This is a genomic window from Chloroflexia bacterium SDU3-3, assembly GCA_009268125.1.
In the GTDB taxonomy this organism is placed as follows: domain Bacteria; phylum Chloroflexota; class Chloroflexia; order Chloroflexales; family Roseiflexaceae; genus SDU3-3.
Genome location: WBOU01000001.1, coordinates 205,933 through 230,278, shown reverse-complemented (window position 1 = coordinate 230,278; position 24,346 = coordinate 205,933). Strand labels below are relative to the sequence as shown.

Genomic DNA, 24,346 nt, shown 5'->3' with positions numbered 1-24,346 from the left:
TTATTCTTAACGGCTCACGCTAGGCTTCTCTGGCGTTGGTATCGGCTCGAACATAGTCGGCTCCTGCCAGCAGACATCTCGTTTTGCGCCATACGCTATACAGCTGCTAACCCGTATCCTTTGCCTCGCCAGTATGCTACGATTGTGTGACAGCTGCTGTCACAGGGCTAGAAACGATGTTCGTCGATAGAGCGATATGTCAGCCGGTAGGTTCGCCTCTGATCGGCAACGCCCCGCAGGCATCGCGCCTGCGGGACGTTGTGCTGCCTTGGGCGGCTGTGGCCAGCAGCAATTTGACGGATGTGGTGTGGGCGATGCACCATGGTGTATTATGGAGAGGAGGAGAGGATCCGATGATTGAAATTACTCCGTTTGCGCCGCAGCACGCCGCCGGTGTGGTGGATGTGATCCTGCCCATCCAGCAGGCCGAGTTCGCGATCCCGATCACCATCGAGGCCCAGCCCGATCTGCTGGACATCCCCGGCTTCTACCAGCGCGGCGCTGGCAACTTTTGGGTGGCGCTGGATGGCGGCGATGTGGTGGGCACGCTGGCCCTGCTCGATATCGGCGGGGGGCAGGCCGCGCTGCGCAAGATGTTCGTGCGGGCCAGCCACCGTGGCGGCGGGCTGGGCGTCTCGCGCTTGCTGCTCGAAGCCCTGCTGGCCTGGTGTGGCCAGCAGGGCGTGCGCGAGGTGTTTCTGGGCACCACCGCGAAGTTTTTGGCCGCCCACCGTTTTTACGAGAAGAATGGGTTCGCCGAGATCACGCGAGACACGCTGCCCCCATCCTTCCCGGTGATGGCGGTGGACACCAAGTTCTACCGCCGTGCGATCTAGCGCCCCGGCCCCGCCTTGCGGGGCCGGGGCGGCTGCCTAGCTTCGGGGCTCGACCGGCGCATCCACCGGGGTGGGGGCAGCCTCGATCGGCACGCCAGCGGGCAGCGTGAACAGCTCATCGCCGAGCGCGGGGTCGATCTGCAGATCGGTGTAGCGCGACTCGATAAACACATCGCCGTTCGACTCGATGTAGTTGTACTTCAGCACCAGGAAGAGCTGCGAGTCGATCCACATCTCGATCTTGCTGCCTTCGTTGTCCTTGTCCGCTGGTCCCATCACGCAGTCGATCACCAGCACGTTGCGGCCCAGCATCTGCTCCTGGCCCTTGAGCGTGAGCGTGTCGCCGGGCTGGGCGCACAGGCCCATGGTGTTGCCGGTGCTATCCAGCGAGGCTGAGGGGTTGGGCACGGTGTAGAGCACATTGCCCAGCTCGGCGGGCGCGATGGTGCTCACGCTCTCGGGCTGCTTGCCAGGGTCGGCGCTCCAGATCCAGGCCTGGTCGCCCTTGATGATCTCGGTCTGCAGATTTTCGGGGAAGTTGGGGCCGGCGGGCCAGATCGTCTCGTGGCGCATGGTCGACGGGGCCTCGATCCACACCTGCTCGCGCACCAGGGTGCCGCTCCCCGGCGCGTGGGTCTCCAGCGCGCCGTGCAGCGAGCTGACGCCGCTGAGGCCGAAGGCGGTGACCTGCTGGGCACGGCGTAGCGCCTCGGCGGCGCTGACGGTGGGTGTCTGGCCGGGCAGCAGGCGTGTGCCCAGGGCCAGCAGCGCCAGCGCGCCCAGCGCCACCATGGCCGGGCGAAGGAGGGCCGGGCGGCGTACGCCTGCCGCGCGGGGGGCGGCCTCGCGGCGCACGCGGGCGGCCATATCGAGCGAGCCTGCGGGCACCTCGGCCTCGGCGACCTGGCCGAGGATCGATTCGAGCTTGCTATCCTTGGTCATATCAGTTTCTCCTCATTGCTCTGCGCTGATTCATTCCACAGTGGCCCCAGCAGCTTGCGCAGCCGCTCCCTGGCCCCGAACAGCCGCAGCTTCACCGCGCCGTGGCTGGTGCCGCCGCGCTGCGCCATCTCGGCCTCGCTCATGCCCAGGTAGTAGCGCTGCACCACGGCGACCCGCTGCAGCGGCGTGAGCTGGCCCAGCGCGTGGGCCACGGCCTCGCGGGTCTCGCCCTGGGCCAGCAGCTGCTCGGGGCCGATCTCGTCGCTGGGCAGCGCGTCGAGCGCGGCGCGGCCATCCGCATCTTGGGCGTCGAGCGTGGTCTGGCGGTCGCGCCGCTGCAGCTCCTTGAGCGTGTCGTTGACCACGATCCGCATGAACCACGGGCCGAAGGGCCGGCTGGCGTCGAACTGCTGGATGCTGCTGACGATGCGAAGGAATGCCGACTGGACGACATCCTCCGCTGTGGCGCGGTCACGGGTGATCAGGGTGGCGGCTCGCACCGCCTGGTATTGGTGGCGTCGCACCAGCTCCTCTAGCCCGGCGATGTCGCCACGCTGAAGTCGTGCTATCGCCTCATGTTCGTGCATATCCTTCCTTTCAGCCTTGGTCCAAGCGCGCGCTTACTGTATCTATCTGCTGGCGGGCCAAAAGGTTAGGGGTGCGGGGGAAATTGGTGTGAGGGGTGCGGGTACTAGGCATCATCGGGCTGCGCGAAGATGCGCTGGAGCGCGTGGAGCGCGAGCCGGAGCGCGGCGGCCTCCTCGGGGGCGAGGGGCGCAAGTCGCTGTGCGAAGGCTGCCAGCAGAGCGCTGCGGGATGCGATGCAGTGGGTGCGGCCCTCGTCGGTGGCGGCCAGCAGGGCGCTGCGGCGGTCGTTTGAGTCGGGGATGCGCCGCACCCAGCCGCGCTCGACCAGCTGCTGCACCTGCAGGCTCGCGCCCTGGCGGGTGATGCGGCAGCGCTCGGCCAGCGTGCCAAGCGTGATCGGCTGCCCAAGCAGCTGTCCCAGCATCTGGATCTGGCCGAGCGTCGGCGTGTCGGCACCCAGCTGGGCGTGCTGCGTGGCCAGCGCCTGTTTGAGCTGAGGGAAGGTAGCCAGCAGCAGCTGGGTAAGCTCTTCACGCTCGGATATGGAGGTTGTTGTGGTCTGCTTTTTCATGGTTGGCTGATTGTAGCGGCTATTTTGTAGAATGTCAATCTTATTGATTGTCAAGTATATTGACATTATTGAATAGCCGACCTATACTTTTGGCCACGAGGAACCGCTAGCCAAAGGAGCACCCTATGGATAATGAGCGTGTAAGCGAGCGACCAGCCCTGCTGGTGATGGATATGCAGCGCAATATCGTGTCGCGCCTGGGCGACGAAGCGCTGCTGGCCAGGGTGTCCGCAGCGGCAGCAGCGGCCCGCAACATAGCCATCCCGGTGATCTATGTGGCGGTGCGCTTCCGCGAGGGCTACCCCGAGGTGAGCGAGCGCAACAAGATGTTCGGCGGTATCCGGCAGCGCGGCGGCGGCGAGGATGCCAGCGCGACGGAGATCCACCCGGCGGTCGCGCCCCAGCCGGGCGATCTAGTGGTGGAGAAGCGGCGGGTCAGCGCCTTCGCTGGCAGCGATTTGGATGTGCTGCTGCGCGCCAAGGGCGTCGATACGCTCATCCTCTGCGGCATTGCCACCAGCGGCGTGGTGCTTTCCACCCTGCGCTATGCCGCAGATCTCGACTACCGCCTGTGCGTGCTGGCCGATGGCTGCGCCGATGGCGACCCCGAGGTGCACCGCGTGCTGCTGGAGAAAGTTTTTCCGCGCCAGGCCGATGTGCTCAGCATCGACGAGTGGTGCGCGTCGCTGGTGTAGCGCCCAACCGTGCGCCTCTGGCATGCGCTTTTTGAACGGAGCACGCTCGGCGTGAGGCGTTGACAGCTAACGTTAGCGGTGTTACACTCTCTATAGATAACGTTAGCCAAAGGAGCCATGCTATGTTCGACACCGATGCCATCACCGCCCAGCTCACCCAGCGGGTGCACCAGCACCAGCAGCTGCTGGCTCGCTACCTAGCCGCCGCGCCGCTGGCCGATGGCAGCGCCACCCCGCTGGCCGAGGATGTGGCGCTGTTTGTGCGCATCGCCAGCGGCGAGATCGACCGCGACAGCGTGGACGAGGAGCAGATCGGCGCGATCATCGAGCGCTTCCAGGGCCTGCTCGATCTACTGTTCACGCCCGCAGGCGGCACGGGCGGCTACCAGGTGCCCGCCAAGTTCTGGACCGAGACGCCGATCGGCCAGGTGCTGACCCACGTGCAGGTCTGGCTGCGGCGCGACGACCTGATCAGCTACAGCGATGCGGCGCGCATCCTGTTCCCCGACATGGCGGCCAGCAACCTGCAGGCGGCCCGCATGCGCGTGAAGCGCATGGCCGAGCGCAGCCTGCTGCAGTCCTACGCCGACCCGCGCGCCAGCAACCCCACCCAGCAGATGCGGGTGAGCCGCATGGCCGCCGAGGCGCTGAAGGCCGCCGAGCAGCATCGCTCGGCGGCTGAGGGTGATAGTTAGGTGGGCAGATTATGGTTCGGGTGTTGGAGGTCGTACGAGGTCTCTCCCGGCTAGCACATATGCTAGATCGAAGGAATAGACGCCGTTGGGATAGTTGATATGCAGCCCGCCGCGCTCATCGTTGCTTTCAAGTGTGAAAGAGCCGCTCTCATTCTGCGCCGTCGCGATTCGCAGATCGCGCCCGGGCAATCCCTCGACGCGCCCGCTGCCGTCTGCCCCGGTCACAAGCGTGTGGCTCTTGCCCTCGGCATCGACGATGGTGAAGGTGATGCCCGACACGATCTGGCCAGTCTCGTCGTTGGTGACGCGCAGGGTGATGCCGATCCCTGCGCTTGTTTCCGGGGCGGGTATTGTGCCGCTGCTTGGCGTCGCCATGGGCGTGGGGATACTGCCGGGGCTGCCGGTGGGGCCAAAATCGCTCTTCAGGATCTCTCCGGTGATGCTGTCGAGGTACATATTGTTGTAGCCGAACAGCCCCATGACCCGAATGCGCCACTGGCCTGGCCCCTGCTTGAGCAGCTTATCAGCAACATGCTCGGTCAGCGCCATCTCAAAAAAGCTTACCGTGTCGGGGTCCGCGCCGTTCTCGCGTCCGATGGTGGCGATCTGGTCGCTGTCGAGCGTGTGCTCAAGGTCGAGGTCGAACGGCTGGCCTTGGCCCGCGAACATTTCCTTGTAGAGCGCGGCGTCGTTGCCGGTCTCTTTCAGCAGCGCCCCATCTTTGATGATGAAGGTGTTGGTCTTCTGCATGCTGGGCGATGCGAATCGGTATGACCAGTAGCGGCTGGTGCCGTCAAGTGCCGAGTCCTGGGATGGTGTTGTTACATTGGTGTCGTTTGCCTCGAAGGTCACGCGCACCAGCAGCGCGTCGTCGCTCCACGCGCGGGCCAGCTCGCGCACGCGGCCAGCGGTGAATGCCTGTTTGGCGGTTAGGAATGTCGCGGGCGGCCTGGCCTGCTCGGTGGCGGTGGCGGCCCATGCCACTGCCGTCTGTGTGGCTTCTTTTTGAGCCTGCGCGGTCTCGCGGGCCGCCACCGTGGCGGTGATGGATAGCTCGGCGGCGCTGGGCGTGCTGGTGGGCGAGGGGGTGCGCGTGGGGCTAGGGGTGTGCGTGGGGCTAGGGGTGAATGTGGCGAACGCGGTGCCGTCGGCCAGCCGCCCCGCCGCGCCGCCGAAGAACGGCGACCATGCCACCTGGTACTCGCCCTGCTCGCTGGGCTTCTCGGCTGCCCACACGGTTGCGAAGTCGGCCTGCTCTAGCTTCCAGATGATTATCACGCTCTTTTTCTCGGGGTTCAAATCCTGCACGGTGGCCCCTTTGATCGCGCCATAGCGCCCGACCATGTCGGCGCGCAGCGCCACCAGCAGCTGGCGGATCTGCTCTTCCCCTGGCGACTGGCTGGGGATCCAGTACGTGGCGGCGGCGGCGTAGTCCTCCTTCACCACGGCGTCGGCGAAGCGCTGGATGCTGGCGGTGGGGCCGCTCGGCGCGCATGCGTACAGCGTCACAAGGCAGAACCAGGCCAGCACGAGCAGCAGACGTTTCTTCATGAGAAAATCCTTCTACAATCGGCAAAAAGGATACCAGTGCGCAGATCTATCGGTTTTTGCGCAGAGAAAAGCGTACATATGCGGCATGAGATGAGATAGAATCGTTTGGATCTCATCTTTCCCATGCCCTTTTCCTTAGAATCTTGGAGCCTTGGTGGTAAACAGCCCTCTTGTTCCCCTCGCGCCTTCGCGTCTTCGTGGTAAACGGTTCTGTTGTCCCTTGGTGTCTTGGAGCCTTGGTGGTAAACGGCCCTCCCCCCGATCTCGCACATACTTGCGCATTGCGGTACAATACCCAGAACAGATCGATCAACCGAGGTGCACCATGACCGACCTTGTCCCCCAGGATCCGCTTGCCAACCTGCCCGCCGAGCTGCGCCCGCTGGTGCAGGATGTCGAGAGCTTTGTGTCGCACAGCCTCTCGCGCAACACGCTGCGGGCCTACAGCTCGGACTGGCGGGACTTCACCGCGTGGTGCGACCAGCACGACCAGCGACCGCTGCCGGCCAGCCCGGCCACGGTGGCGCTCTACGCCGCGCACCTAGTGCGCCTGGGCCGTAAGGCCTCCACCATCGATAGGCGCATGTCGTCGATCAAGCACTTCCACCGCTGGGCCTCGTTTAGCGAGTCGCCCACCGACACCACCGAGGTCGAGACGGTGCTGCGCGGGGTGCGGCGCACCATTGGCACGGCCCAGCACGGCAAGGCCCCGGCCACCACGCCCACCATCCGCCAGCTGGTGGATGCCTGCCCCGACAGCCTGATGGGCCTGCGCGACCGCGCGCTGCTGCTGGTGGGCTTCGCAGGCGCGTTTCGCCGCTCCACGCTGGTGGCCCTGAATGTGGAGGATCTGTCCTTTCAGCACGAGGGGCTTGTCATAACGCTGCGCAAAGACAAGACCGACCAAGAGCAGGCCGGGCGCGAGATCGGCGTGCCCTACGGCTCGACCCCCAGCACATGTCCGGTGCGCACGCTCAAGCGCTGGCTGGAGCAGTCCCGCATCACCGAAGGCGCGGTGTTCCGCTCGTTCACACCCAAGCAGGCTTTGCAGCCTCACCGGCTTTCGCCCGAGGATGTGGCGCGGGTGGTGAAGCGCCACTGCAAGACCGCCGGGATCGACCCCAAGGAGTATGCCGGGCACAGCCTGCGGGCGGGCTTTGTCACGGCGGCGGCGCTGGCCGGGGTGCAGGAGCGGATCATCGCCGAGCAGACTGGCCACGAGTCGATGCGGGTGCTGCGCAAGTACATCCGCAAGGGCACGCTGTTTCAGGAAAACGCGGCGGCCAAGGTGGGGCTGTAGCCCTAGCCCTGCGCGGGCGGTGCCGCTGGCCGCGCCGCCGCTGCCGCTAGCACCAGCACGCTGCCCACGATCAGCACGCCCCAGCCCCACTGCAGCTGCATGGTGGCCAGCCCGGCGAAGGGGTTGTCGGCCAGGCTTACGGCGGCCAGCGCCATCGCGTTGCTGATGTTGATATAGGTGAAGGCCAGCAGCCCCAGGCTGGCCAGGCCGGTGAACCACAGCAGCCGGTAGCGCCGCGCCGCCAGGATGAGCAGCGACACAAACGCCAGCCCCAGAATGATCACGCCGTCGCCCTTGCCGTTGTTGATGTAGCTCATGCTGCCGATGATCGGCATCGAGACCAGCGGAGTGAACACGCCGATGGTCTGCGCGGCCACGCCTGCGAACCCAAGTGTCTGTCGGTTGTCCATGGTGTTAGTGCTCCTTCGTTTGGTGCTTCCTAACGCCAAGTATACCTATAGACCTGGGCGCAAATGCGCACAGCTGAATCTCTCCCCCCAACGATTTTTGGCACACAAAAACGCACGAGGTTCTCGCTTCGTGCGTCTGCCTTCTCTCTGTGTGCTTGGTTAGGCTGCGCTCTCCTCCGGCACGGCGTAGAGCGTGATCTGCATGCCGTCGGGGTCTTGCACGCGGGCGTTGCGGTGGCCCCACGGCGTGACCATGGGCGGGTGTACCAGCGTGGCCCCGTGGGCCAGCAGCCGCTCCAGCGCGGCATCGAGGTCGGGCACCTGCAGCGCGAAGCGGATGGGGCCGCTGACGCGCTGCCCAACCTCGATCTGGTCGACGGCGGCGGCGTGCGGCTCGTCGAATAGTTCCAGTGTGGCCCGGCCCATGTCCAGGATCACGGCGCGGTCCTGCTCGCCAGTCCACAGCGCGGCTGGCTCTAGCCCCAGGCCTACGCAGTAGAACTCGACCAGGCGCTCGTACTGGGCGGTGGTGAGGGCGACGCGCAGCTCGATGATAGGCGGCTTGCTCATGGGTTGTGCTCCTTCTCTCGATGTGCTTGCGCGAGCAGTCTAGCAGGGCGCGAGTGGGCGCACCTCGTCCGTCGGGCGGATCTGGGCTATGGCGTGCGCAGGCTCTGGCGCGTGAGTTCAAGGCCGTAGCCCAGGGTGCGGCGGATGAGACGCACCTCTTCTGGCCTCCATAGCGGGGTGTAGTGCTTGCCCTTGGGTGTTATCGAGGGCAGGTTGTTGCCCCAGAACAGCTTGGCATAGATTCGCTCGGTGCGCTCGCGGTCGGCGTTGAAGCTGCCGCCGACCGATGCCGATACATCCATGAACAGGTTCCAGATATTCAGGAACGCTTTGACATCTATCTTATCCCTTGGAAGGTTCAGCCACCGCACGAGGAAATCCAGATTATAATAGGTCGGCTCCTGCGCTTCGAGCGCGATACCCTGTTCCGTCGCGTAGCTGTGCAGCGCGCCCAGATCGTCAAATCGCACGATCCCGCCATCGGGGCTGGTGACCAGGCCATCCTCATCGTTGGTAAACCAGATCATGTGATGGTGTAGTAGCTTCGGGTCATGGGTTTTCATCCTTGTACAAGCGCCAGAAGCTGGGCGTTGAGCGCGGCGAGGTAGTCGCGCCCATAGGTGCCGTTTTCCAGCCCGGCCACCAAGTGCGCGGGCAGATCTTGCACCATGTCGGCGCTGCACGCCCCCGCCGCCAGCGCGATGGTGGCCACGGTGTCCACATCCCCGCCGAACGCCACGCAATCGCGCAGCAGGCCCGACATGGTGCGGTTGCGCGTCAGCACCGTGACAGCGGCCTGCACGCTCATCCATCCCTTGGGGCCGACCTTGCCGCGCCACGGCTCGCTCCAGCGCCCCTCGACGTGAGCCTCTAGGAACGGGCCGATCTCGGCGAGCGGCCCCAGGCGGTAGAGGCCGTAGTGGGTCATCAGCGCGGCGGCTACGGCGGCGCGTACGCCGTCCGGCGTGTCGTGGGTGAGCCGCGCCTGCACTGTGGCGCGCTCGGCCACCTCGGCGATGCTGGGGAACACGCCTATCGGCCCGGCGCGCATAGCGGCCCCGCTTTTGTCGCTGTGTGGCTCGATCAGCCGCAGGAACTCCCCGCCGTCGCGGATGCGGGTGAGGAAGGTGTGGAAGCGCTGGGCGTAGCCCTCGCGCGCGTCGCGCTTGAAGGCCGCCACGAAGCGCTCGGCCAGCGCCTCCGGCGTCCACGGGTCGCCGTGCACAATCGCCTCGGCGATGGCGATGCTCATCTGGGTGTCGTCGGTGTAGCGGCCAGGGCGGATGCTATGGCGCGGGTGCTGCGTATAAGCCGCCAGCGTGTTGAACTGGCGGATGAGCTGGGCGTTCACGCCCTCAAACCCCGCGCCGTAGGCATCTCCAATGGCAAGCTCGATCAACATAGCTGCGTGCTCTCCCTTTGCTGGCGCTCACTGCGCCTCGCCCCTGCCGATATCCCAGCGCTGGATCAGCCCATCCCAGCCGCCGCTGAGCAGCGCGGCTGGCTGGCCGCCAAATGCGATGCCGCTCACATTTTTGCTGTAGTGGATGATCTGTCGCTGGTCGGTTTCAGCTCGCCATATGCGGATAGAGCGATCATGGTAGATTGCGGCGATCGCGCTGCCATCGGGCGAGAAGCTGATCTTTGTCGGGTTGCCACCTGTCTCAAACTCGGGGTCACCTGCATCCCAGCGCATCTGGCGCATCAGCGTGCCGCTGGCCGTATTCCAGAGCTGGATGTCGCGACCGTGGGCCATGGCCAGCGTGTGGCCCTGCGGCGCAAAGGCGATCTGGATTTTGTTGCCATGACCAATGCTCTTGCTGTCGAGGAGCTGAGGTGTGCTAGGCGATGCGACCGACCAGAGGTAGACCTGGCCTTCCTTTTGGCTTGCTGCCGCTACCTGCGCCCCATCCGACGAGATCGCCACGGTGTTCAGCCCCCGCACTGGCGCGCTCAGGCGCATGGTGATGCTGCCGTCGCTGATGCGGCGCATGGTGATGGTGTCGCCATCGCCGCTCAGCACGATCTGCTGGCTGTCTGGCGTGAACTGGGCATTGCCACGGTTGCTATGGGTGTCGACGCTACGGATGAGCGCGCCATCTGCGACCGACCAGATCGAGGTTGTGCCATAGGCTCCGGTTGCGGCCAGCAGCTTTCCATCGGGTGAGAAGGTGATGGAGCTGATGATGCCCTCCGTTGGAATGGTGCGGATGTGCTGTCCGCCGCTGGTCCAGAGGCTGATCTCGTGAAAGCCTGCCGCCGCCACCGAGCCGTCGGGCGATGTCGCAAGCGCGTCGATATCTCGGCTGGTGGTGGCAAATGTGCCCTGGCATGCGCTCCGCCGCAGCGCCAGATCGCCCCAGCTACATGGCAGCGGCCCACCGGCCTGTAAGCCGGGCATCAGCAGCGCTCCAAGGATGCCCGCATTCATGAGCGAGAGCGGCATGATCGCGGGATGCGGCTTGCTGGGCTGTATGGGAAGTGCGGGCCGGTACAGGAGAAATATGTTTGATCCTGGCGGGTAGTCCTTTTTGCTTTCATGTTGGATGAACCAGAGGAATCCATTGCAGGGGGTTGTCATAATGATGAGGGGCAACGTTGCCATGGTGATACGGTTCCAGCCCATAATCAGAGTTATGGCCCAGACTATGACAACGCCGATGAGAGCGTTACGCATCCAGAAATAGGCTATTCTCTTGGTGTGGTGGTAGGCGACCGCGCATGCGATACCGATCCAGAGTAGGTATAGCGAGTAGAGGCTGTTTAATATCGTTATGATGGTTGTAAATGGCATAGATATGTGTCAATTTTCTAACATGTGAGCGGTACCGTCCGTATCTCGCACTATCTACGCGCCGCCGCGCTGGTTTCAGCTTTCCGAAGGGGTGATCGGCAGCAGCCCGCGCGAGGGGTGAGCTGCAGTGTGCAGCGCGCGCAGCCGCGCCAGACCGCGTGCCACCTCGGCGCGGTGCTTGGCGCTGGTCATCCAGCGCGGCAGGCGGCTGGCCACGCTGGTGTTGATGTTCGGCGTGCGCCGCCGCAGCCTGGCCAGCAGGTAGTGCTCAAGGAATGCCAGGTGCTCCTCGTTCAGCGCCCACAGCGTCTCGCCGCAGCAGGGCGTCTGCAGCCACAGCGGCAGGCCGAGGTACCAGTCGCGCGGCCCGCCGATGCTGGCCGTCGATGCCGAGGTGCGCCGCGCATAGCCGCAGGATGTGCAGCTTGCCCGAGCCTCTGGCGGGTTGCTCTCGGGCAGCATCACCTGTGCGGCCCCAGCGCAGCGCGGGCACACCACGAGGAAGCATGTGCCAAAGTCGTCGATGTGCTGGCCTGATTCGTCGTTCATATCGCCTAGGTGATCTGCGTCTCGCACTATCTACGCGCCGCCGCCGTGCTGGTTTCAGCTTGCTGTCGGGATGATCGGCAGCAGCACGCGCGAGGGGTGGGCCTCGTCGTGTAGCACGTGGTGGCGGGCCACCTGCGCCGCGTCGCGCTGATCCCATGTGCTGGTGTTCCTGGCCCAGCGCGGCGCGCTGCCGCACGTGATGTGGATTCGCACGCGATGGCCGCGCTGGAATACGTTGCTGGTGGGCGTCAGCGCGATACGCAGCAGTGTGGGCGTGCCCGCCTGGAGCGGCTCGCCCAGCCAGGGCATGTCGGGCGCGGCGCGGTGCCGGGCGCGCAGGGTGCCCTCGGCCACCGCGTAGGCCGCGCCGTTGGGCTGCACATCGACCAGCCGCACGATAAAGTCGCTGTCGGCCATGTCGGATACGACCCACAGCTCTGCGATCGCCGCCCCTGTGACCTCCAGATCCTCGCCCAGCGCATCCGAGGTATAGATCAGCACATCCTCGCGCCGCTCCACCTCGCGTAGGTCGCGCGGCCCGGCCAGCTCGGTGAAGCCCAGCGTGCCGCCGCCCCAGGTGGGCGCGGGGTCGTTGGGGTCGTAGCGCAGCAGCGCGGGCGGGGACGGGCGCTGATCTGGGCCAAACGTGCCGCCGCCAAGGTACCAGGGCGCCACCTGCGTGCGCGCCAGCGGCCACTCGCGCTCGTCGCGCCACACGTTGGCCCCCATCACAAAGATGCGCACCGGCGCGGCATCGCCCAGCGGCTCGCGCAGGAAGCGCAGCACCTCGGCGCGCAGCCCGGGCGCGGCCTGCAGCCCAAAGCTGCGCTCGCCGATGATGTGCGAGAGCGCGCCATGCGTCCACGGCCCCATGATCAGCCGGGTGTGCTCGCGCGCGGCGGCGCTGCCAGCCCGCGCGCGCATGCCCACGAACTGGTCGATCGCGCCCTGGCAGAAGAGGTCGTACCAGCCGCCGCTGATCAGTGCGGGTGCGGTGATGCGCTCGTACGCCTGCGCTGCCTCCAGCGCCTGGGCCATGGGCGAGGGCTGGCCATCGTAGAGCGCCAGCAGGCCAGCGCCCACGCCCGCGCGCTCGAGCGCTGCCAGCGGGGCTAGGCCGGGGCCGCCTAGGTTGGCGGGCAGCGCAGCCACCTCGGCAAACAGCTTGCCAAGGGTCTGCTGTAGCTCAGCGGGCGCATCGCGGTGGCGGCGCATCAGCGTGTCGCCGCCGAATGAGAGAAACCACGGTACCATCGCGCCCACCTCGGGCACGCCGCCACGGTAGAACAGCGTGCGCCAAGGTGTGCTGGGCGACTGGTGGGCGGCGAAGGCCCGCAGCGCGGGCGGCTGGGCGGTGGCTGCCGCCCAGCCCGCTGCCCCGCCGTAGGACGACCCGACCATAAATACCACGCCGGTGCAGAAGGGCAGCGCCGCCGCCCACGCCACCGCGTCGGCCCCGTCCTCGGCCTCGTGGGTGAACGGGGTGAACTCATCTACGCCATCCGAGCGGAAGCGCCCGCGCACATCCTGCACGATCACCGCGAAGCCCTCGCGGGCCAGGCCGAGCATGTCCATCAGCGGGTCGGGCTTGCTCTGGTCTTTGCTGTAGGGCGTGCGGATGAGCAGCGCGGGCCAGCGTCCCTCGCCTGCGGGCCGCGCGATGTTGGCCCGCAGCACCGCGCCGTCGCGGCATGGCACTGCCACATCGAAGCTAGTGATAACCTCGTGCTCGCCTGTTCCCTGGCTGCTCATGGTCGCTCCTTCTTGTTCTTTTTGGCCTTGCTCTTAGCGGTCTTAGCCCCCGGCCAGCTGCGGAAGCTGGCGTCGAGGGCCTGCACCATGCGCGCGAACGACTCGTCGAGGCTCTGGGGGTGGTGGAAATGGCCCTCGCGCTCTAGGCTGGCGAAGCCATGCAGCGCCGAGCGCAGCATGCGCACTGCATTGGTCTGCTCGGCCTCGTCGATGCCGTAGCCGTGCAGCGTGGCCGCGATGATCTGGCCGATCTGCAGCGCCGAGGCGCGGTGCTCATCGTCGATCTCGCTGAACATCAGGTGGCTGGCGGCGTAGCGCCCTGGGTGGGCCAGCACATAGGCGCGGTAGGCGGCGGCGAACGCGGCCAGCGCCTCGGCCTGCGCGCGGCCCTGCACCGCCTGGCCCAGCCGCTGCGCCATGTCGTGGCTGGCCAGCGCGGCGATCTGCTGGCGCACGTGGTCCAGGCTCTTCACGTGGGTGTAGAGGCTGGGCAGCGCGATTCCCAGCCTCTTGGCCAGCGCGGCCATGCTCAGCGCGGTCAGCCCTTCGGCGTCGGCCAGCGCGGCCGCCTCGTGGATCACGCGGGCGCGATCGATCCCTGCTCGTGGCATAGGTCTATTTCCTACTGATATTCGTCTATATCCTAATGATAATAGGAAAAAGCGATAATGTCAAAGGATTGAGGCTTATGCCACTTGGAAAAATTATTCTGTAAGGGTTGTCTGGCTAGGTTCTTGGCAGGCACACCGCCCTGGCGATGCGGGTGATATTCAGCTCGCCATAGGTTCCCAGCACAAACTGCTCGATCTTGGCCGTGTGCGCCAGCAGCTGCGCCCAGCGCTGGTCGCTCAGCCACACGCCATCCAGAAACTGCGAGACCTTGTCGTACAGCTTCAGCAGCTTGGTGGTATCGCTGCGCGCCCACAGCAGCTCGAACTCGGCGTCTAGGCTGGCGAAGGTCATCTCCTCCACCAGCCGCCGCACAATGCTCTGCGCGCTGTCGGGCAGGGGCAGCTGGGTATCCTCCAGCGTGTCGTGCCACAGCAGGGCCAGCGCGCCAGGGTAGCGGATCTGCTCGGGCAGCGCCGTCTCGGTCAGCAGTGTGCTGGCGCACCAGATCGGGTGGATAACATAGGGTGTGCGGCGATCCCACAGCCGCACGGCGTCGCGCGGGGTGTTGGCGAAGTGGGTGTGGGCGCGGATGGCGTGCTGGATGGCCTCGGCCAGCTGGTCGGCGTAGGCCTGGGTGGCGGAAAGATCCATGGCGGCTCCTTTGCTGCGGGGCTAGGGTGCGATCTGGTAGAAGCGGTAGAAGTCCTCGATCGGGGCCTGGGTGCGCAGCCGCTGGTAGGGGAAGCAGTGCCGCAGGTCATCCAGGCTGCCGACCTGATCGACGCGGGCCAGCACCTGATCGGCAAGCGCGGGGTTGACCTCCCAGTCGCGGTGGTAGCACTGGAACCACAGCACCATCTGGTCGAGCACGCCATCGGGGTTCTCGACAAATGCCTGGGTGTAGCTGGGCGGAAAGATCCGGCGGTAGGCGGGCAGGTTGTAGAGCCACGAGTGGCCGCGCACGGTGGTGGCCTGGGGCAGCGCGTGGTAGATGAGGGTGAACATGCGGCGCAGGTCATCCTGGCGGGCGGCCAGGCGCTCGTGGCCCAGCGGGCGCGCGCCGGGCACGTCGTTGCTCAGGAAGTGAGTGGAGATGGTCAGCTCGTCGCGCATGTTGAAGAAGAAGCAGCCGAACAGCGGGTAGCCGTGGTACAGCGCGTCGCCGGGCTGGGGCAGGCGCTCGTTGCCGCAGCGCTCAAGGTAGCGCTGATAGATCGCGGCCAGCGGGTCGCCGCCCCGCTCAATCTGCCGCGCCACATCCGGCCAGTCGTTCTCGGCGTGGATGCTGACTGCTACCGGCGTGTAGCGGCGCACTGCCTCGGCTAGCGGCATGCCGAAGCGCTGGGCGATGCGCTGGGCAAACGTGATCTGGAAGGCAAAAAACGATGGCGGGTAGAGCGGAGGCATGATCTTCCTTCTGGTGTGTGGGTCGTTAGGGAGCTATCGTAGCGAAAGACGCGCCGCCCGTCAAGGACGGAGGCCCTTCAGCTGTGACCTTTCCTGTCACAATGCGTAGGTATGATACGGGCGTTCATTCTTTTGTCCCAGCAAGGAGCATAGCGTATGAGCCACTACTCGATCGACTCATTCATCCAGGCCACGGCGCAGGATGATGCAGCCGCCGATCTTTTTCAGCTAGAGAACCCCTACACCCTTGAGGTGAACCTGAATGGTCGGGTCTGGGCTAAGGCCGGGTCGATGATCGGCTACCTGGGCGGCGTCACCTTCACGCGCGAGGGTGTGCTTGAGCACGGCGTGGGCACCATGCTCAAGCGCATGGTCTCGGGCGAGGGCACATCGCTGATGAAGATGGATGGTAAGGGCCGCGTCTACTTAGCCGAGAAGGGTAAGAAGATCCGCGTGCTGAAGCTGGAAAATGAGACTATCCATGTGAACGGCAACGATCTGCTGGCCATGGAGGATGGCGTGAAGTGGAACATCACCATGATGCGTAAGGTGGCGGGCATGCTGGCGGGCGGCCTGTTCAACGTGCGGCTGCAGGGGCCAGGCTTCGTGGCCATCACTACCCACTACGAGCCGCTGACCCTGCGCGTCACGCCCGACCAGCCGCTGTTCACCGACCCGAACGCCACGGTGGCATGGTCTGGCTCGCTTAGCCCCGACGTGGTGACGAACGTGACCTTCCGCACCCTGATCGGGCGCGGCAGCGGCGAGGCCATCCAGCTGAAGTTTGCGGGTGATGGCTGGGTGGTGCTGCAACCCTACGAAGAGGTGTATTTGCAAGCGAACCAAGGCTAATCGCTTCGCGCTTGACACGCTGATGTGATAGCCGCGCGGAGGTGGGCATCCTGCTCACCTCCGCGCATTTTTTTCTGATCTATAATGCCCGCGTATCCCCGATAGAGCAAGGAATGCGAGCGATGCGGCTAGTCACTTTCTCACACCAAGATGTGGTGCGGATCGGCCTTCTGATCACGCAGGGCCAAGGTTCTGCGCTGCTCGATCTTGCGGCGGCATGCCCCGAGCTTCCCCGCACCATGCAGGGCCTGCTTGCGGCGGGCGAGCCAGCCATGCGCGCCGCGCGGGCTGCCCTGGCCGAGGCCCCTGCGCACGCGCGGCTGGCGCTGGCCGAGGTGGCGCTGCTGGCCCCGCTGCCGCGCCCCGGCAAGATCATCTGCATCGGCCACAACTACACCGATCATTCGGCCATGGCCCCCGGCGAGCTGCCCGAGTACCCTACCTTCTTCTCGAAGTACAGCACCTGCGTGATCGGGCCAGGCCAGCCGATCGTGCTGCCGCGCGTGAGCCAGCAGGTGGATAACGAGGCCGAGCTGGCGGTGGTGATCGGCAGGGCCGGGCGCTTCATCCGCGAGCAGGATGCGCTAGAGCACGTGGCGGGCTACACCATCTTCAACGACGTGAGCGCCCGCGACTACCAGCGCCGCACCACCCAGTGGATGATGGGCAAGACCTTCGACACGTTCGGCCCGATGGGGCCAGCGCTGGTGACGCGCGACGAGCTGGCCGACGTGGCGAATCTGACGCTGAGCCTGCGGGTGAATGGGCGCGAGGTGCAGCGCGGCAGCACCAGCGGCTGGATCTTCGCGCTGCCCTTCCTGATCGCCTACCTGAGCGAGGTGATGACGCTGGAGCCGGGCGACCTGATCTCGACCGGCACGCCCAGCCGGGTGGGCGAGTTCCGCGAGCGCCCGGCGTTTATGCGCCCAGGCGACCAGGTGCAGATCGAGATCGAGGGCATCGGTGTGCTGGAAAATAGCGCTGCGGCGCAGGGCTAGGCGGCAGCGCGCCAGCCTAGCCCTGGCGCTGCCGTCTAGCCGCGCGAGATGACCGGCAGGTAGATCCGGCGCACCTGCTCGGCTGGTACCGCCGTATATTCCCACGCGCCGATCAGCGTGCCCACGTAGAGCTTGTTGGGCATCGCCGGGTCGGCGGCGAGGGTGGTGTGGACGACCTGTGTCGCGCTGCTCGGCAGGGTGCCGAGCGTTGTGGCTGTCGCGCCATCGTCGCTGCTGCGTAGCACCTCGCCGCTGCTGCGGGCAGCGTAGATCGTTGGGGTGGGGGCCGCCGCCACGGTGAAGCTGTCAATCCCCGCCATGCCCGCACGGCTGCTCCAGGTGGCGCCGCCGTCGTCGCTGGTGTAGAGCTGGCCGCCCGAGCGGGCGTAGAGGTGCTGGGGCTGGTCGGCCAGCAGCATAATCTGGCTGAACCCGTCGGTGATGCCGAGCGCGGCGTTCGACCATTGCTCCCATGTTGCGCCCGCGTCGGCGCTGCGGTACAGCTTCGAGCCAGTGGCGGCGTAGATGGTGGCAGGGCTGGTGGGCGCGACCGCCAGGGCCTGGATGCTGCCATCGCTGAAGCTCAGACCCAGGGGCAGCTCGGCCCAGGTGGCCCCGCTGTCGTCGCTGGCGAAGAGCCGGTTGTAGGATGAGAAGTAGATGCCGCTGGCCACCTGCGGGTGCAGTGCGAGCGTGGTGACGTTGGTGCTGGTCAGCACGCTGGTGCTGATGGTGGTGCCGTCATCCTCAATCTTGATCAGGCCATTTCCTCCAGCGTAGAGGATGTTGGGTGTAGCCGGGTTGCTTTCAAGCGCGCTGGTGTAGATCGGCAGATCGGCATAGCGCCAGGTGCCCCCGTGGTCGCTGCTGGCCGCGAGATGCTGGCCGCTGGCCACATAGATGCGTGGTGTCGCCCCCGCTGTGATTTGTAGGCCATCGATGGAGGCGCTGTGTAGGCTGCCACGCCATGTCGCACCGCTGTCGGCGCTGCGGAACATGCCGAAGGTGTCGGTGCCCGCGTAGATCGTGGCGGCGCTGGCTGGGTGGATCATCAGCGTGGTGATGGTGCTCGGCGGGCCGCTGCTGACCTTTGCCCATAGATCTGCGCCGTTGGTCGTTTTGTAGAGCCCGTCGGCGTCGCTGGTATAGAAGGTGAGCGGGTTCTGCGGGTCGGCAGCCAGCGCGGTGAGCGGATTGCTAGCATCGTGGCCGGGCAGGCCTGCTCCCTTGGCTGCCCACGAGTCCCCGCTGTTGGAGCTCTTGTAGATGGCCGATGCGCTCAGGGCGTAGATACTGGTCGGCGTGCCGCTCTCCAGCAGCAGCGTGGGGATGCTGGTTTTCTCGGGCAGGCCGCTGCTGATCGCCTCCCATGTCGCACCGCCGTCGCTGCTGCGCAGGATTCCGCCTCCGCTGCTGATGCCGCTGCTGGCAATGAATAGGCTGCAGCCAGCGTACATCTGCTGCGGGTTCGTTGGGTCGATCACCAGCGAGATGATCAGGTTCTGGGTGGAGATGCTGGCCCATGTTGTGCCGCCATCGGTGCTGCGGTAGACGCCAACGACGCCGGGCTGCAGGTGGTAGGTGCGGATCGAGGTGATGTAGATGGTGCCTGGCGCACTGGGGTGGAAGGCCATGGTGCCGAGCTGCGGGTAGTTGCTCTCGTCGGGCAGGCCGCTGGAGCTGGGCGCCCATGTTGCGCCGCCGTCGCTGCTGCGGTAGAGCAGGCCGCCTTCGGTGACGCTAAACAGCCGGGTGGGCACCAGCGGGTCGATGTAGAGCTGGCTGATGTAGGGCGTAGGCAGGCCGCTGCTGCTGCTGGCCCATGTCGCGCCGCCGTCGCTGCTGCGCCACACGCCATTGCCCCAGACCGCCACGTACATGTTGCTGGGTGTGGTGGGGTCAATTGCGCTGTCCTCGATCTTGCCGCCAGGCAGGCCCAGCGCGGTCCACTCGTTTAGCCCGGCGTAGGCCGGGGCCTGCTGCGAGAGCACCATGCTCAAGAGCAGGCTGAAGAAGAGGAGATAGTACATCCGATGTTTCATTGTGAAACTCCTTGATCAAGACATATGTTAGAGCTTTCTATACTATGGATTTATGGGCTGAGAGAAAGAATGTCTTCCTGTCATGAATCTGACGAAAACCGAAGGTTCGCACCCTCTTGACAACGGTAAGTTTAGTGCTAAACTATGGCTATGAACGAAACAGCAACAACCAGCGGCATCCGCCAGCACGCCGTGCTCGCATGGCTCCGGCTGGCGCGGGTGTTCCAGAAGATCGACGCCCGCTCGGCGCAGTTCTTTCGCGCCAACGGCCTGAGCACCGCGCACTTCGATGTGCTGGCCCAGGTGGGCGCGGCCAGCGGCTGTAGCCAGCAGGAGCTGGCCGACGCCCTGCTGGTCACCAAGGGCAATATCTCGCAGCTGCTGCACCGGCTGGAGCAGGAGGGGCTGATCACGCGGCGGGCCGAGGGGCGCACCAACTGTATCTATCTCTCCCCGCGCGGCCACGAGCTGTACGCCCAGGTGGTGCCCCAGCAGGAGGCGCTGATTGCCAGCCTGCTCGCGCCGCTCTCCGACGCCGAGCAGCGCGATCTGCTGCGGCTGCTGCGTAAGCTTGACCACGGCCTGGCACGCTAGTTTTTTTACACTGAAAGTTTAGTTCTAAACTTGGAGGATATCATGGACCTGCTCGGAATCCACCACCTGACCGCGATCTCGGCCAAGATCCGCGACAACAAGGCCTTCTACACCCAGACCCTGGGCATGCGCCTGGTGAAGCGCAGCGTCAACCAGGATGATGTGAGCGCCTACCACCTGTTCTACGCCGACGCCAAGGGCACGCCCGGCAGCGACCTGACCTTCTTCGACTGGCCAGCCCGCCGCGAGCGCCGCGGCACGCACGCGATCACGCGCACCTTCCTGCGGGTGAACGGCCTGCCCGCGCTCACATGGTGGGCCGAGCGCCTGCGCGAGCAGGGCGTGGCCACCGGCGAGATCGCCGAGCGCGACGGGCGGCTGACCCTGGACCTGGAGGATGGCGAGGGCCAGCGGCTGGCGCTGGTGGATGACGGCGGCGCTGGCCCGGCCTTCCCGTGGGAGCGCAGCCCGGTGCCCGCCGAGTACCAGATCCGCGGCCTCGGCCCCATCCTGATGAGCGTGCCGCGCCTGAAGTCGACCGACCTGGTGCTGGACAAGGGCCTTGGGATGCGCCAGGTGCGCAGCTACGCCCACCCCGAGCGCCCGCAGGACTTCGTGTACGTCTACGAGATGGGCGAGGGCGGGGCCGCCGCCGAGCTGCACGTTGCCGAGCAGCCCGGCCTGCCGCCAGCGCAGCCGGGCGCGGGCGCGGTGCACCACGTGGCCTTCCGCACCGCCGACGCCGACTACGACGCCTGGGCCGAGCGGCTGGACAAGCTGGGCATCCGCAACAGCGGCAAGATCGACCGCTACTGGTTCCGCAGCCTGTACTTCCGCGAGCCGAACGCCATCCTGTTCGAGATCGCCTCGGATGGGCCGGGCTTCGCGGTGGATGAGGACGAGGCCACGCTGGGCGAGAAGCTGGTGCTCGCACCCTTCTTGGAGCCACGGCGCGCGGAGATCGAGGCGAATCTGAAGCCTATCGACTAGGTTTGGCGAGCACAAAAAATGGACGGGAAGGCCGAGAATGGCTCTCCCGTCCATTTTTATTTTGTTAGGCGGGAGTATTCAGCTCGAACACCTCGGAGAGCAGCTCGTAGGAGCGGATCCGTAGGGCGTGGTCGGGGATGGTGGTGACGATCATCAGCTCGTCGGCGTCGATCTCGCCCACTAGCTCGTTCAGCCGCCCGTGGACACTGTCGGGCGTGCCGTAGATGGTGCTAAAGGGCCGCAGCTTCTCCTCATCGTCGGCGGTGAAGCTGTAGGCGCGGGCCTCGGCGAGGGTGGGCGGCGCGCCGCGCTCGCCGCGCAGGCGGCGCACCGAGGCCAGGTCGGTCACGCGCTTCAGGTCGCTGGCCAGCTCCTGGGTCTCGGCGCAGATCACCGAGACGCTGACGATGCTCTGCGGCTGCGGGAACAGCGCCGATGGCTGGAAGGCCGACCGATAGGCGCGGATGGCCTTGGCCGATTCCAGCGGGCTGAAGTGGTGGGCGGCGGCGAAGCCGCGCCCGCGCTCGGCGGCCAGCTGGGCGCTGCGCTGGCCCGAGCCGAGCAGCCACACCGGCGGGAAGGGCACGCCCTCGGGCGAGGCCACCACCTCGCGCAGCGGGCTACCCTCGGGGAAGATCGAGGGCGCGATCTCGGCGAATCCCTCCAGCTCGGCCACCAGGCGGGCGATGTCGTCGGCGGCAGCCAGCGCGGCCTCGCTGCCGCGCAGGGCCAGGGCGGTGCGCGGGTCTTGGTTGGGCGCGCGCCCGATGCCCAGGTCGATCCGCCCCGGCGCGAGCGCCTCAAGCGTGCGGAAGGTCTCGGCGACCTTGAGCGGCGCGTAGTTGGGCAGTAGGATGCCGCCCGACCCCACCCGGATGCGCTGGGTCTCGCGGGCGATCACGCCGATCAGCACCTCGGGGGCCACGGCGGCCAGTCCGGGGAAGCTGTGGTGCTCGGCCAGCCAGTAGCGGTGGTAGCCCAGCTGCTCGGCGTGCCGCACCAGCTCCAGCGTGTTCTGGATGGCCTGCGCGCCACCTCCATCGTTGGGCGTGGGGATGAGGTCGAGGACAGAGATAGGGAATGACATTGCGGCGCTCCTTATTTGGCCAGGGCGCTGGCGAGCCACGGCGTGGCGGGCCGCGCGACGCCCAGGTGCTCGCGCAGCGTGCTGCCGGTGTAGGCGGTGCGGTAGCGCCCGCGCGCCTGCAGCTCGGGCACCACTAGGCTGACGAAGTCATCTAGGTCGCCCGGGAAGAGCGTGGGCGAGAGCAGGAAGCCATCGCTCGCGCCCTCGTCGACCCACCGCTCGAAGTGGTCGGCCACCTGGGCGGGCGTGCCCACCACCGGCGCGCGCGGCGTGATCAGGTCGGCCACCTGGCGGGCGGTTAGGCTCTGCTCCTTGGCCTGGGCCAGCCACTTCTCGATCAGCGGGCCATTGGCGTCGGGGTGGCTCGGGTCGAGCGCGGGGAAGGGCGCATCCAGATCGACCTGCGAGAAGTCGAGGCCGCTCTGCTCGCCCAGCAGGTAGCGCACGATGTCGTCGCTGAGCAGCAGCTCGCGGTAGTGCTCGGCCTTCTCGCGGGCCTCGGCCTCGGTGGGCGCGGTGATGACGGCCAGCCCCGGCAGCACGCGGATCTCGTCGGGCGAGCGCCCATGCTGCACCAGCCGCGCCCGCAGGTCGGCGTAGAAGCTCTTGGCATCATCAATCGAGCGGTGCGGGCTGAAGATGACATCGGCGATGCGGGCCGCGAGGTCGCGCCCATCCTCGGACTGCCCGGCCTGCACGATCACGGGGTGGCCCTGCGGCGAGCGCGGCACATCGAGCGGGCCGCGCACCGACAGCCACGCGCCGTGGTGATCCAGCTCGTGGATCTTGGACGGGTCGACCTGCCCCTGGCCGATGGCGTCATCCTCCCAGCTGTCCCAGAGCTGCTTGATCAGCGCCACGAACTCGCGGGCGCGGTCGTAGCGGGTCGCGTGCTCCAGGTGCTTGGTGCGGCTGAAGTTGTAGGCCACCTGATCGCCGCCGGAGTCTTTGGCCACCGAGTTGCTGAAGGTGGTGACCACGTTCCATGCCGCGCGCCCCCCGCTCACATGGTCGATGGAGGCCAGCTGGCGGGCCAGCTCGTAGGGCTGATTGTAGGTGGAGGAGATCGTGGCGGTGAGGCCAATGTGCTGGGTGACGGCGGCCAGCGCGGGCAGCAGGGCCAGGCTATCGGGCCGCCCGTTGACAATCGGGCCGAAGAACTGCCCACGGTGCTCGCGCACCACCAGGCCCTCGCCGAAGAAGATCAGGTCCAGCAGGCCGCGCTCGGCGGTCTGGGCGAAGCGCACGTAGGTCTCGAACTCGGTGAACGAGGCGTGGTCGGGGTGCCGCCAGGCGATGCTGTGGCCGACACCTTGGAGAAATACGCCGACGTGGATCTGCTTTTTCGCGCTCATAGAAACCTCCTGATCGCTACGGGTCTAGACGGCGGCGTACTGGCTGATCGGGCGGGCGAGGCCCAGGTGCTCGCGCAGCGTGCGCCCCTGGTAGGCGCTGCGGAACAGGCCGCGCCGCTGCAGCTCGGGCACCAGCGTGCGCACCAGCTCATCCAGCCCATCGGGAAGCACGTCGGGCAGCAGGTGGAAGCCATCGGCTGCGCCCGCCGCGAACCACTCGGCCAGGCGCTCGGCCACCTGGGCGGGCGTGCCGACCAGCCGCAGGGCGCGGGGCTGCGCCGCGCCGCGCGGGCTGGCGGCGTCGAGCGCGGCGGCGCGGGCCTGGGCCTCGGCCTCGCTCTCGCCCAGGACGGGCAGGATGCTTTGGAGCACCCGCACCTCGTGCTGGGCGGCGGCGGCCTCGCCGTGGTGGTGGGCGTAGGCCCGCTGGGCGTCCTCCAGCCGCTCGTCGTGCAGGATGAGCACATCGGCCACGGTTGCGTCGAGCGGCTCGCCCGCGTCGCCCTGGTCGGTCTGCACCACCACCACGTGGCCCTGCGGCGGGCGGTAGGTGATCTGCGGACCGCGCACCTGGTAGTGCTTGCCCGCGTGGTCGATGTGGTGCAGCTTGCTGGGGTCGAGGTAGATGCCGCGCTCGCGGTCGGCGATCACCGCGTCGTCCTCCCAGCTGTCCCACAGCTTGCGGCTCACCGCGATAAACTCCTCGGCCTGCTCGCGGCGCTGCTCGGCGGGGCGGGCGTGTGCCTCGCCAAAGTTCTGGGCCTCGTCGTCGCGGGCGCTGGTGGTGGCGTTCCACGCGGCCCGCCCGCCGCTGACAAAATCGAGCGTGGCTAGCTCGCGCGAGACGTGGAATGGCTCGGTGTAGGTGGTGGGTTTGCTGGCGGCCAGCCCCACGTGGCGTGTCTCGGGGGCCAGCCGCGCGAGCACCGTAATCGCATCCAGATGCCCTGCGGAGCGGTCGATAGGCACCGACCGCTCGTCGTGCAGCAGCACGAAGTCGAGCAGGCCGCGCTCGGCTGCCTGCACCAGCCGCCGGTAGTGGGCGATGTCGGTGAGGCGCTGCGGATTGCCGCGCGGCGCGCCGGGGTGGTGGCCAAAACCTGCGATAGACGCGCTCAGGATGAGCTGATTGCTGCGTGGGCTCATGGGCAGAACT

General features: G+C 66.6%; 26 protein-coding genes. 8 read left to right on the top strand and 18 right to left on the bottom strand.

The features are described from left to right. The first annotated feature begins 353 nt into the window (after positions 1 to 353). A complete protein-coding gene (locus tag F8S13_01045) occupies positions 354 to 836 on the top strand; it encodes a GNAT family N-acetyltransferase (GenBank protein ID KAB8145704.1) in 483 nt (160 codons plus the stop codon). Positions 837 to 872: 36 nt separating this feature from the next. On the opposite strand, the gene F8S13_01040 is transcribed toward F8S13_01045, so the two are convergent. The 3 genes from F8S13_01040 to F8S13_01030 all read right to left on the bottom strand — a co-directional run bounded on the left by F8S13_01040 (position 873) and on the right by F8S13_01030 (position 3,003). Further along, positions 873 to 1,778, bottom strand: coding sequence for a hypothetical protein (locus tag F8S13_01040; GenBank protein KAB8145703.1), 906 nt, complete (start codon positions 1,776 to 1,778; stop codon positions 873 to 875). Beyond that, positions 1,775 to 2,365 (bottom strand): sigma-70 family RNA polymerase sigma factor, encoded by a 591-nt coding sequence (locus F8S13_01035; protein ID KAB8145702.1) that lies wholly within the window; start codon positions 2,363 to 2,365, stop codon positions 1,775 to 1,777. The genes F8S13_01040 and F8S13_01035 overlap by 4 nt, the downstream gene beginning before the upstream one ends. Positions 2,366 to 2,469: 104 nt before the next feature. Beyond that, positions 2,470 to 3,003 (bottom strand): MarR family transcriptional regulator, encoded by a 534-nt coding sequence (locus F8S13_01030; protein ID KAB8145701.1) that lies wholly within the window; start codon positions 3,001 to 3,003, stop codon positions 2,470 to 2,472. Positions 3,004 to 3,062: 59 nt separating this feature from the next. On the opposite strand from F8S13_01030, the gene F8S13_01025 reads away from it, so the two are divergent. Next, positions 3,063 to 3,632 (top strand): cysteine hydrolase, encoded by a 570-nt coding sequence (locus F8S13_01025; GenBank protein ID KAB8145700.1) that lies wholly within the window; start codon positions 3,063 to 3,065, stop codon positions 3,630 to 3,632. A gap of 122 nt (positions 3,633 to 3,754) precedes the next feature. Next, positions 3,755 to 4,327: a hypothetical protein gene (locus tag F8S13_01020; protein ID KAB8145699.1), complete on the top strand. Its 573-nt coding sequence runs from the start codon at positions 3,755 to 3,757 to the stop codon at positions 4,325 to 4,327. 9 nt (positions 4,328 to 4,336) lie between these two features. Here the strand turns inward: F8S13_01020 and F8S13_01015 are convergent, their stop codons facing one another. Beyond that, a complete protein-coding gene (locus tag F8S13_01015) occupies positions 4,337 to 5,878 on the bottom strand; it encodes a hypothetical protein (protein ID KAB8145698.1) in 1,542 nt (513 codons plus the stop codon). Between the two features lie 325 nt (positions 5,879 to 6,203). Between F8S13_01015 and F8S13_01010 the strand changes: the two genes are divergently transcribed. Continuing rightward, positions 6,204 to 7,178 (top strand): tyrosine-type recombinase/integrase, encoded by a 975-nt coding sequence (locus tag F8S13_01010; GenBank protein ID KAB8145697.1) that lies wholly within the window; start codon positions 6,204 to 6,206, stop codon positions 7,176 to 7,178. Positions 7,179 to 7,180: 2 nt separating this feature from the next. Here F8S13_01010 and F8S13_01005 read toward each other — a convergent pair whose 3' ends face one another. The 10 genes from F8S13_01005 to F8S13_00960 all read right to left on the bottom strand — a co-directional run bounded on the left by F8S13_01005 (position 7,181) and on the right by F8S13_00960 (position 15,272). Further along, positions 7,181 to 7,588, bottom strand: coding sequence for a hypothetical protein (locus F8S13_01005; protein ID KAB8145696.1), 408 nt, complete (start codon positions 7,586 to 7,588; stop codon positions 7,181 to 7,183). A gap of 159 nt (positions 7,589 to 7,747) precedes the next feature. Continuing rightward, positions 7,748 to 8,158 carry a VOC family protein gene (locus F8S13_01000; GenBank protein KAB8145695.1) on the bottom strand — a complete coding sequence of 137 codons (411 nt, stop codon included), beginning with the start codon at positions 8,156 to 8,158 and terminating at the stop codon, positions 7,748 to 7,750. Between the two features lie 86 nt (positions 8,159 to 8,244). Next, positions 8,245 to 8,685 (bottom strand): hypothetical protein, encoded by a 441-nt coding sequence (locus F8S13_00995; GenBank protein ID KAB8145694.1) that lies wholly within the window; start codon positions 8,683 to 8,685, stop codon positions 8,245 to 8,247. Between the two features lie 32 nt (positions 8,686 to 8,717). Continuing rightward, the gene (locus F8S13_00990) at positions 8,718 to 9,560 is read right to left on the bottom strand and encodes an ADP-ribosylglycohydrolase family protein (protein ID KAB8145693.1); all 843 of its coding nucleotides are present in this window, start codon (positions 9,558 to 9,560) and stop codon (positions 8,718 to 8,720) included. Positions 9,561 to 9,587: 27 nt separating this feature from the next. Then, positions 9,588 to 10,952 (bottom strand): WD40 repeat domain-containing protein, encoded by a 1,365-nt coding sequence (locus F8S13_00985; protein ID KAB8145692.1) that lies wholly within the window; start codon positions 10,950 to 10,952, stop codon positions 9,588 to 9,590. Positions 10,953 to 11,027: 75 nt separating this feature from the next. Then, complete coding sequence (locus F8S13_00980) at positions 11,028 to 11,501, bottom strand: hypothetical protein (GenBank protein ID KAB8145691.1); 474 nt, start codon at positions 11,499 to 11,501, stop codon at positions 11,028 to 11,030. A 54-nt stretch (positions 11,502 to 11,555) separates the two neighbouring features. Continuing rightward, entirely contained in the window at positions 11,556 to 13,253 is a 1,698-nt protein-coding gene (locus F8S13_00975; GenBank protein KAB8145690.1) for a CocE/NonD family hydrolase, read from the bottom strand. Continuing rightward, positions 13,250 to 13,864, bottom strand: a complete 615-nt coding sequence (locus F8S13_00970; protein ID KAB8145689.1) for a TetR/AcrR family transcriptional regulator — start codon at positions 13,862 to 13,864, stop codon at positions 13,250 to 13,252. Before F8S13_00970 ends, F8S13_00975 begins: the two co-directional genes overlap by 4 nt. A 115-nt stretch (positions 13,865 to 13,979) precedes the next feature. Further along, on the bottom strand, positions 13,980 to 14,516 hold the full coding sequence (locus F8S13_00965; GenBank protein KAB8145688.1) for a hypothetical protein: 537 nt from the start codon (positions 14,514 to 14,516) through the stop codon (positions 13,980 to 13,982). 21 nt (positions 14,517 to 14,537) lie between these two features. After that, complete coding sequence (locus tag F8S13_00960; protein ID KAB8145687.1) at positions 14,538 to 15,272, bottom strand: hypothetical protein; 735 nt, start codon at positions 15,270 to 15,272, stop codon at positions 14,538 to 14,540. A 156-nt stretch (positions 15,273 to 15,428) separates the two neighbouring features. Here F8S13_00960 and F8S13_00955 point away from each other — a divergent pair, with 156 nt between their 5' ends. After that, the gene (locus F8S13_00955; protein KAB8145686.1) at positions 15,429 to 16,124 is read left to right on the top strand and encodes an AIM24 family protein; all 696 of its coding nucleotides are present in this window, start codon (positions 15,429 to 15,431) and stop codon (positions 16,122 to 16,124) included. Positions 16,125 to 16,246: 122 nt separating this feature from the next. Next, positions 16,247 to 17,122: a fumarylacetoacetate hydrolase family protein gene (locus F8S13_00950; protein ID KAB8145685.1), complete on the top strand. Its 876-nt coding sequence runs from the start codon at positions 16,247 to 16,249 to the stop codon at positions 17,120 to 17,122. 35 nt (positions 17,123 to 17,157) lie between these two features. On the opposite strand, the gene F8S13_00945 is transcribed toward F8S13_00950, so the two are convergent. Continuing rightward, positions 17,158 to 19,164 (bottom strand): hypothetical protein, encoded by a 2,007-nt coding sequence (locus F8S13_00945; protein KAB8145684.1) that lies wholly within the window; start codon positions 19,162 to 19,164, stop codon positions 17,158 to 17,160. Between the two features lie 177 nt (positions 19,165 to 19,341). Between F8S13_00945 and F8S13_00940 the strand changes: the two genes are divergently transcribed. Then, positions 19,342 to 19,758 (top strand): MarR family transcriptional regulator, encoded by a 417-nt coding sequence (locus tag F8S13_00940; protein KAB8146072.1) that lies wholly within the window; start codon positions 19,342 to 19,344, stop codon positions 19,756 to 19,758. Positions 19,759 to 19,800: 42 nt separating this feature from the next. Further along, complete coding sequence (locus tag F8S13_00935; protein ID KAB8145683.1) at positions 19,801 to 20,748, top strand: ring-cleaving dioxygenase; 948 nt, start codon at positions 19,801 to 19,803, stop codon at positions 20,746 to 20,748. A gap of 64 nt (positions 20,749 to 20,812) precedes the next feature. On the opposite strand, the gene F8S13_00930 is transcribed toward F8S13_00935, so the two are convergent. Genes F8S13_00930 through F8S13_00920 form a run of 3 tightly spaced genes read right to left on the bottom strand, consistent with a single transcriptional unit; the run spans position 20,813 to position 24,336 of the window. Continuing rightward, positions 20,813 to 21,835, bottom strand: a complete 1,023-nt coding sequence (locus tag F8S13_00930) for an LLM class flavin-dependent oxidoreductase (protein KAB8145682.1) — start codon at positions 21,833 to 21,835, stop codon at positions 20,813 to 20,815. An 11-nt stretch (positions 21,836 to 21,846) separates the two neighbouring features. Further along, positions 21,847 to 23,190, bottom strand: coding sequence for an NtaA/DmoA family FMN-dependent monooxygenase (locus F8S13_00925; GenBank protein KAB8145681.1), 1,344 nt, complete (start codon positions 23,188 to 23,190; stop codon positions 21,847 to 21,849). 24 nt (positions 23,191 to 23,214) lie between these two features. Then, positions 23,215 to 24,336 (bottom strand): LLM class flavin-dependent oxidoreductase, encoded by a 1,122-nt coding sequence (locus F8S13_00920; GenBank protein ID KAB8145680.1) that lies wholly within the window; start codon positions 24,334 to 24,336, stop codon positions 23,215 to 23,217. Positions 24,337 to 24,346: the final 10 nt, after the last annotated feature.